7 protein-coding genes and 1 pseudogene are annotated in these 6,999 nt (G+C 63.8%); 5 read left to right on the forward strand and 3 right to left on the reverse strand.

Annotated features, from left to right (window positions below; genetic code table 11):
- Nucleotides 1-60: 60 nt before the first annotated feature.
- Nucleotides 61-1,227: an alpha-hydroxy acid oxidase gene (locus P1U48_RS16010; protein WP_301070188.1), complete on the reverse strand. Its 1,167-nt coding sequence runs from the start codon at nt 1,225-1,227 to the stop codon at nt 61-63.
- A gap of 98 nt (nt 1,228-1,325) precedes the next feature.
- On the opposite strand from P1U48_RS16010, the gene P1U48_RS16015 reads away from it, so the two are divergent.
- Nucleotides 1,326-2,117, forward strand: coding sequence for a ZIP family metal transporter (locus P1U48_RS16015; protein WP_301070189.1), 792 nt, complete (start codon nt 1,326-1,328; stop codon nt 2,115-2,117).
- A gap of 87 nt (nt 2,118-2,204) precedes the next feature.
- Here the strand turns inward: P1U48_RS16015 and trpA are convergent, their stop codons facing one another.
- Nucleotides 2,205-2,996 carry a tryptophan synthase subunit alpha gene (gene trpA / locus P1U48_RS16020; protein WP_301070190.1) on the reverse strand — a complete coding sequence of 264 codons (792 nt, stop codon included), beginning with the start codon at nt 2,994-2,996 and terminating at the stop codon, nt 2,205-2,207.
- Between the two features lie 171 nt (nt 2,997-3,167).
- On the opposite strand from trpA, the gene P1U48_RS16025 reads away from it, so the two are divergent.
- The 4 genes and pseudogenes from P1U48_RS16025 to P1U48_RS16040 all read left to right on the forward strand — a co-directional run.
- Nucleotides 3,168-3,401, forward strand: a complete 234-nt coding sequence (locus P1U48_RS16025; RefSeq protein WP_301070191.1) for a hypothetical protein — start codon at nt 3,168-3,170, stop codon at nt 3,399-3,401.
- A gap of 504 nt (nt 3,402-3,905) precedes the next feature.
- Nucleotides 3,906-5,003, forward strand: coding sequence for a redox-regulated ATPase YchF (gene ychF, locus P1U48_RS16030; protein WP_301070192.1), 1,098 nt, complete (start codon nt 3,906-3,908; stop codon nt 5,001-5,003).
- Nucleotides 5,004-5,027: 24 nt separating this feature from the next.
- Nucleotides 5,028-5,819, forward strand: coding sequence for a 3-keto-5-aminohexanoate cleavage protein (locus tag P1U48_RS16035; protein WP_301070193.1), 792 nt, complete (start codon nt 5,028-5,030; stop codon nt 5,817-5,819).
- A gap of 177 nt (nt 5,820-5,996) precedes the next feature.
- Nucleotides 5,997-6,104: pseudogene (locus P1U48_RS16040) on the forward strand (IS5/IS1182 family transposase); the annotation flags it as partial.
- 138 nt (nt 6,105-6,242) lie between these two features.
- Here P1U48_RS16040 and P1U48_RS18235 read toward each other — a convergent pair.
- Nucleotides 6,243-6,518, reverse strand: a complete 276-nt coding sequence (locus tag P1U48_RS18235) for a tyrosine-type recombinase/integrase (protein WP_366142915.1) — start codon at nt 6,516-6,518, stop codon at nt 6,243-6,245.
- Nucleotides 6,519-6,999: the final 481 nt, after the last annotated feature.

Below are 6,999 nucleotides of genomic sequence, written 5' to 3' on the forward strand. Positions count from 1 at the left end.
TCAGCGCCCCTTGGTTTGAGTTGGCGCACCCGCGCCGGGCTGGCATGCTCCGACCATGATCTAGCTCTGCCAGCGTCCTGAAAAGCCTTCGGGTATGAGCAGGATGTCGCGGCCCACATCCAGGATATCGCGCTTGCCGCAGAGCGCCATCGAGATATCCATCTCCTTGGCGATCACCTCGAGCGCGGCGGTCACCCCGGCCTCGCCCATGGCGCCGAGGCCATGGATATAGGCGCGCCCGATATAGGTGCCCTTGGCCCCCATCGCGATGGCCTTGAGCACGTCCTGACCGGTGCGGATGCCGCTGTCCAGATGCACCTCGATTCGGTCGCCGACCGCCTGCAGGATCGGATCCAGCATCCGGATCGTGCTCAGCGCCCCGTCCAGCTGCCGTCCGCCATGGTTGGAGACAATGATCGCATCCGCCCCGACTTCAGCGGCCTTCACCGCATCCTCGGCGTCCAGGATCCCCTTCAGGATCACCTTGCCGCCCCACATCTCCTTGATCTCGGCGATCTTGGCCCAGTCGAGCTTCGGATCGAACTGCTCGGCGGTCCAGGAGCCGAGCTGCGAGGTGTCTTTCACCCCGCTGACATGGCCAACGATATTGCCGAACTGGCGCCGCTTGGTGCCCAGCATCTCGATGCCCCAGGTCCATTTGGTCATCAGGTTGGCAATCGTTGCCGGAGTCAGCTTCGGCGGCGCGGACAGGCCGTTCTTCAGATCCTTGTGGCGCTGGCCGAGGATCTGCAAGTCGAGGGTGATCACCAGAGCCGAACATTTCGCGTCCTTGGCCCGCTGGATCAGACGGCGCAGGTAATCCTGATCCTTCATCGTATAGAGCTGAAACCAGAACGGTTTTTCGGTATGCGCCGCGACATCCTCGATCGAACAGATCGACATGGTCGAGAGGGTGAAGGGCACGCCGAATTTTTCCGCCGCCCGGGCCGCCTTGATCTCGCCATCCGCGCGCTGCATCCCGGTCAGCCCGACCGGCGCCAGGGCCACCGGCATCGCCACCTCCTGGCCGATCATCCGGCTGGCGAGGCTGCGGTTGGTCATGTCCACCGCCACCCGTTGGCGCAGCCTGACCTCGCTGAAATCGCTGGTATTTTCGCGGAAGGTCTGTTCGGTCCAGGACCCGCTTTCGGCGTAGTCGTAGAACATCCGCGGCGTGCGCCGCCGGTGCAGGCGTTTCAGATCGTCGATGCAGGTGATGACAGGCATGCGCTTTCCTCCTGCGAAGGCACCCGAGATTCCTAGCCGCCCGGACCCGCGCCTGCAAGTCGCAGCGCGTTCTCGGACCGGGGTGTTAGGATGTGGCGATGATGATCCTGGACGCCTCCAATACGATCCTGTTCGGCGCGCTGGCCAGCCTGGTCGCCGGCATGATGACGGCGGTTGGCGCGGTCCCGGTGCTGTTCGGCCGCGAGATCAGCCGGGCCTGGCGCGACACATTGCTCGGCTTTGCTGCCGGGGTGATGATCTCGGCCTCGTTCTTTTCGCTGATCCTGCCGGGCATCGACGCGGCAGAGCTGCAACACGGCTCACGCAGCGCCGCGGCGCTGGTGGCGGCGGGTGGCATTGCGCTGGGCGCGCTGGCGGTGGCGGCACTGAACGAATGGGTGCCGCATGAACATTTCATTTCGGGCCGTGAGGGGGCCGAGGCACAGGCGCTGGCGCGGATCTGGTTGTTCGTGCTGGCCATTACCATCCACAACTTTCCCGAAGGCCTGGCTGTTGGAGTCGGTTTTGGTGGCGGCAACATCGCCAACGGGATCAGCCTGGCCACCGGCATCGGGCTGCAGAACGCCCCCGAAGGGCTGGCGGTGGCGGTGGCGCTGCGCGGCCAGGGTTATGGCCGCTGGCCCAGCTTCCTGGTCGCCATGGCCACCGGGCTGGTCGAGCCGCTGGGTGGCCTTCTGGGGGTGCTGGCGGTGACCGCTTCGGTTGCGCTGCTGCCCTGGGGGCTGTGCTTTGCCGCCGGGGCGATGCTCTATATCATCAGCCACGAGATCATTCCGGAGACCCATCGCCACGGCCATCAGAACCGCGCCACCACCGGGTTGATCGCGGGATTGATCCTGATGATGGTGCTCGATGTGGCCCTGGCCTGAGCGCCGCCCGCTTCTTCTGGTCACGACTGTCTTCGGGGATCCGGGGGCAGACAGCCCCCGGTCGGCACGACATCAACAGGCTAGCCCTCAGGCCCGATGCGCGCCCTCGGCCAGGCGGCGCACGAAGTCCAGCACCTCGGTCACCGGACCACCCTTGGCGGCCTCGGCGACGATTGCCGATCCGACCACACAGCCATCCGCCACCGCCGCGATATGCTCGGCGGTGTCCGGGGTCTTGATGCCAAAGCCGACGATCACCGGCAGATCCGTGGCCGCCTTGATCCGGGCCACTTCGGGGGCCACATCCACGGCGCTGGCCTCGGCCGAGCCGGTGATCCCGGTGATCGAGACGTAATAGACAAAGCCCGAGGTGTTCTGCAGCACCTTCGGCAGCCGCTTGTTGTCCGTCGTCGGGGTCGCCAGCCGGATGAAGTTCAATCCGGCCTGCTGCGCCGGAATACAGAGTTCCGCGTCCTCTTCGGGCGGCAGATCGACAATGATCAACCCGTCCACCCCGGCGGCCTTGGCATCGGTCAGAAACTTTGCGACGCCACGATTGTAGATCGGATTGTAATAGCCCATCAGCACGATCGGGGTCTGCGCATCGCTCTCGCGGAATTCACGCACCATCGCCAGGGTCTTGGTCAGGGTCATCCCGGCCTCGAGCGCGCGTTGTCCGGCCAGTTGGATCGTCGGGCCGTCGGCCATCGGATCGGTGAACGGCACCCCCAGCTCGATCACATCGACCCCGGCGGCGGGCAGGCCGCGCAGGATCTCCATCGAGCGTGCGACATCCGGGTCACCGGCCATCATATAGGCGACAAAGGCCTTCTTGCCGCGTGTCCTGAGGTCGGCGAATTTGGCGTCGATCCGTGTCATCGGTTGTTCCCGTTCTTGATCCCGGAGTGATGTGCGACATCGGCGCGTGAAGTTCAACGCCTGATGGGCCCGCGATCCCGGCGTCGGGCGACTTTGCCGGCTATTATTTTGCCACCATAGCGGTATCGGGCACTTCTGCCGCCGGTTTGGCGCCATTGCGCGAGGCGACACGTGATCACCCTCCCACTCGCCTGGGTCGTCAGCATCCTGACCATTATCGCGGCTTTGGCTCTGACGCTGACCACCCGGTTGCCAGCGGTCGCGCGGTTGTTCCTGGGGCTGTTCCTGCTCAGCCTGGCAATCACCTCCGGTTTGCTCGGGCTGCGCCTGGGCTATGCCGCGCTCTTGCGCGTGGCGCGGATTGCCTGTCTGGCCCTGTTGGGGTGTTGGCGATCACCGACCTGACAAATTGGCGGGGGGCGGGATCCGATTTCAACCGGCTGTTGTCTGGGGTCAGCGGGGTATTTGCGGCCAGTGTCTTTGTGTTTGCCCTGATCGGGGGGCTGCTGCCGCGTCCGGCCTTGCCGTTCAGCGCGCCCGGTTTGGCAGACACCAGCCTGGTGATCTGGATCACGCCATAGGCGCCTTCGGGGATCATGGTGCCCTGCACGGTTCGCACCTCGGGCGCGGAAGAGTGCGGAGTGGCCGCGGCGGATTGGGCTGGCGCCATCAGGATGGCGGCCAGGCTGATTTCGCGGGTCATGGCGGTTCCGGTTTTCAAGCTGCGGGCAGGGCGGGATGCGCTGTCCTTTGGGCCGATATCGGGTGGAAATCGGCGGCAGCGCGCCCGGGATCATGATCTCGACCCTTCGAAATCGTCCTTTCGTACCCGGCGCCCCGATCCCGGCATGGCTTGCACCGCTGTGCCGCCCGGCCTAGAAGCGGCGCGTCAAAGCAGGAGTGGCACAGATGGGTTTCAAGATGGGCATTGTCGGCATGCCGAATGTCGGAAAATCGACGCTATTCAATGCGCTGACCAAGACCGCCGCGGCGCAGTCGGCGAATTTTCCGTTCTGCACCATCGAACCCAATGTTGGTGAGGTGAATGTGCCCGACGCTCGGTTGGACGAACTGGCCGCGACGTCCGGTTCGGCACAGATCATTCCGACCCGGATGACCTTTGTCGATATCGCCGGGCTGGTCAAAGGGGCCTCGAAGGGCGAGGGGTTGGGCAACAAATTCCTGGCGACGATCCGCGAGGTCGACGCCATTGCCCATGTGCTGCGCTGTTTCGAGGATGACGACATCACCCATGTCGAGGGGCGGGTCGATCCGATCGCCGATGCCGATACCATTGAAACCGAGCTGATGCTCGCCGATCTTGAGTCGATCGAACGGCGCCGCGCCAATCTGGTGCGCAAGCTGAAGGGCAACGACAAGGAGGCGGCGCAGCAGGACCGGTTGCTGGCTGCCGCCCAGGCGGTGCTGGAGGCGGGCCAGCCCGCCCGAACCGTGGCGGTGGATGACGAGGATGCCAAGGCCTGGAAGGGCCTGCAATTGCTGACCACCAAGCCGGTGCTCTATGTCTGCAACGTCGCGGAAACCGAGGCCGCCGAGGGCAATGCGCTATCTGCCGCTGTCGCCAAGATGGCGGCTGAACAAGGCGCCGGCCATGTCATCATTTCCGCCCGGATCGAAGAGGAAATCAGCCAGCTTGAGGCGGATGAGGCCGAGATGTTCCTCACCGAAATGGGGCTGGAAGAGCCAGGGCTGGATCGGCTGATCCGCGCCGGTTACGACTTGCTGCACCTGGAAACCTATTTCACCGTCGGCCCGAAGGAGGCCCGCGCCTGGACCATTCGCGCGGGCACCAGTGCGCCGCAGGCCGCCGGGGTGATCCATGGCGATTTCGAAAAGGGTTTCATCCGCGCCGAAACCATCGCCTTTGCAGATTTCATCGCCTACAAAGGCGAACAGGGTGCCAAAGAGGCAGGCCGGATGCGCGCCGAGGGCAAAACCTATGTGGTGAAAGACGGCGACGTGCTGCATTTCCTGTTCAACACCTGAAACATTGCCCCGGAGGGCCGCCAAATGACCATGATCATGCTGGCCCCGAATGGCGGGCGACGGTTGCAATCGGAACATCCGGCGATTCCGCTCAGCATCGCCGAGACGGCGGATTGTGCCCGCGACGGGGCCGCTGCCGGGGCAGATGCCATCCATGTGCATCTGCGCGACGCGGCGGGCGGCCATTTGCTCGACGCCGGTGGCTACCGCGAGATGATGGCCGAGGTGGCGCGCCTGGCGCCGTCGCTGGCCGTGCAGATCACCACTGAATCGATTGGCATCTATACGCCTGCGGAGCAGATGCGGGTGGTGCGCGAGTCCCGCCCCGCCTATGCCTCTTGCGCGCTGCGCGAAATGATCGTGGATGACGCGGCGGCGCTGGCATTCTACGCCGAAATGGCCGAGGCCGGGATCGGCATTCAGCACATCCTTTACACCGAGGCCGACGCGCTGCGGCTGCGCGACCTGGTCACCACCGGGGCGCTGCCCGCTGCCACGCTGTCGCTGATCTTTGTGGTCGGCAGCTATCCCGATAGCGGCGGCATCGCGCCCCGGCAATTGGCCAAGTTCCTCGGCGCCACCGAGGGGCTGACTGCCGAATGGTCGGTCTGCGCCTTTGGCCAGAACGAAACCCGGGTTCTTGCGGCGGCGATGGCGCTGGGCGGCCATGCGCGGGTCGGGTTCGAGAACAGCCTGCAGATGGCGGATGGCAGCATCGCCGCCGACAATGCCGCGCGGCTGCGCGAGATTGCCGGAGTGCGCGCGGCCCTGGGGCTGACGCCGGGCGATACGGCGCGGGCGCTGGGCGGGCTCTGAGGCGGCGCTGGCGCAGAGTGCTTAGCAGGTTGCTGAACGAGCCCTGCCTCGACAGGGCTTTGAGAACATGGTTCACCCTTTGGGCAGCACCTCAGACAGCTCCACTACAAGGAGCGACACCTTGTTGAACTTGCGTCAGGAAAACGATTCACTGGATCGTTTTCTGACCCTCCCCACTTCAACAGGATCAAACGTTTCCGACGCATTGCCCTGTGTTGCGAAAAGACAGTCTCACCCTTCCGAGCCTTTGTGTCACGCGCATGCGCAATGACCTGGCTTGCTTAAATGAAGACGCCGCCTAAAACGTTTGCAATCGGGGGAGAGTTAAGGACTGGTCGGCGCATCAGGCGTTGTCGATTGCGAACTGCATTCCAGGCCAGTTTGCATATTTGTCGCCTGTTTCCCGGATGTGCGTATAGCGTTTCAGGCTAAACCACGTGACCTGAGCCCACTGGCAGCCACGACATGAGGAATATTCCAGCCCATTTCAAACAGGCGCGAAATGCCTTCGTGACGCAGATCGTGGAAATGCAGTTCCTCGATCCCGAGCAGCTTGCAAGCGCGGGTGAAGTTGGCCGTGATCGCGTCCGGGGGAGTAGGGGAAGATCTCAGCCTTGCTCTTGCGCATGCTGTCGATGATCCGAATGGCCTCCTCGGGCAGATCGACCCAGGTATCGTTTCCGAGCTTTTCGCCGGGATGCTTCATGTCACGAACCAGGATGCGCTTGTGCTTCCTCTGGAAGTCATCCCAGGTGAGGCGGGTGATCTCTGCCTGTCGGCGCGTCGAGAAGAGAGCGAAAACGATCACCTTGTGCATGGGCATGGCTTGAGGTGTTCTCTGGCGCCGATCAATGAAATGGGCCAGCAGCCGGTCGAGTTCATCAAGGGTGGGTCTGCGGTTCCGCTGGGCTGAGCGGGAGATGATCTCCATGCGGCGCGCGACGGTGATCGCAACCCTCATCTCCCGGTCATCCAGCCGAAAGTCCCACATCTGTCGTGCTATGGCGAATATGGAGGCGAGATGGCTCGCGTAGTTCCCGACGGTTTGCGGTTGTCCGGGCAGAGACTGAAGGAACTCTATGATATCCTTCGACTTGATGGTGGAGCAGGGCAGATCAGCGATCGGCTAAAGCGTCCCGCCTTTAACCTGCGACATATCCGGCAGCAGTGAAGTAATTCC

The organism is Pseudooceanicola sp. (assembly GCF_029213205.1).
Lineage (GTDB): Bacteria > Pseudomonadota > Alphaproteobacteria > Rhodobacterales > Rhodobacteraceae > Pseudooceanicola.